Here is a 1,207-nt window from a genome sequence, read left to right as displayed (position 1 = left end):
AAAAAATCAATCTCTTTCTAAAAAATTCTTATTTTCTTTAGCAACAGTTTCTGTTTTAAGTACTTGTGCTGATGCTAAAATTAATGGCGGTGGTTGTAATAATACAACTTGTGGAACGGTAAGTAGTGCACAAAATACTGCAATCACTGTAAGCGAAACAGGTAATACTTCTTTAACTATTACAAGCAGTGGTTCAGTTAAACCAAGCGGTGATAATAATATCGCTATTAATTTTCAAAACGGTTCATCACTTACAAATTTTAAAAATGAAGGAACTATACAAGGTGGAAGCAATACTGCTAGTATTGAAATTGGAAAAAGCAATGGTGCTACTATTACTACTTTTGAAAATAGTGGAATTATAGGCGATGGAAAATCTAAATACAGTCTAACTGTTTATGGTTCAAATGATAATAAATCAACTATAGAAAACTTTACCAATAGTGGAATCATAAGCTCAAACAATGGTGAAAGTATATTTATAAAAAACACTACTATAAATAATTTTACTAATAGTGGAACTATAAATTCAATCCAAGATCGAGGAATAAATATTAGCAGTGGTACTACCATAAGTACATTTGAAAATAGCGGTACTATAAAAACCACTGGAACTAGCGAGCCGATTGAATCTTCTGCTGGTTTTTTTGCAAGCTATGGAGTCAACTTTAACCAAGCTACTATTGAAAATTTTACCAATACAACCGGTGCTTTAATTTCTGGCAAAATAGGAATAAATTTATCGGCTAGTTCAATTAAAACCCTTATTAACAAAGGAACTATAGAATCAACTTCCGTAAATGAATTAGCAGGAGCTATTAATATTCACAGTTTTGAAGTTAAAGGCTCTACTATTAACAATCTTACAAATGAAGGTGTAATCAAAAGTCAAGCTCACGGTATCCTTATAGGCGATGGTAACACTATAGAAAATCTTACCAATCAAGGAACTATAGAAGCTGGCTTAAATGGTATAACTTTTCATGCATATAACACCAATAAAACTCTAATTAATCTAGGTCAAATCAACTTAGAATCTGGTAGCATCATTAAAGCTGGTAGAGATGGTATCCACATCGATGGATCTGATAATGGTATCCAAGGTAAAGGCATCGATGTCAAAAAAGGAGCCACTCTTCAAGGAGATAATGCCGGTATTTTCATAGGTGGTGGAAAACAACTTGATACTTTAATTAAAATATCAGGT

1 pseudogene is annotated in these 1,207 nt (G+C 32.2%); it reads left to right on the top strand.

The annotated features are described in order from the left end of the window. Positions 1-1,207 (top strand): annotated as a pseudogene (locus H2279_RS08540) (hypothetical protein); the annotation flags it as partial.

The organism is Campylobacter sp. B0100352/1, from assembly GCF_020135855.1.
In the GTDB taxonomy this organism is placed as follows: Bacteria; Campylobacterota; Campylobacteria; order Campylobacterales; family Campylobacteraceae; genus Campylobacter_D; species Campylobacter_D taeniopygiae.
This window is presented reverse-complemented; position numbering and strand designations above follow the sequence as displayed.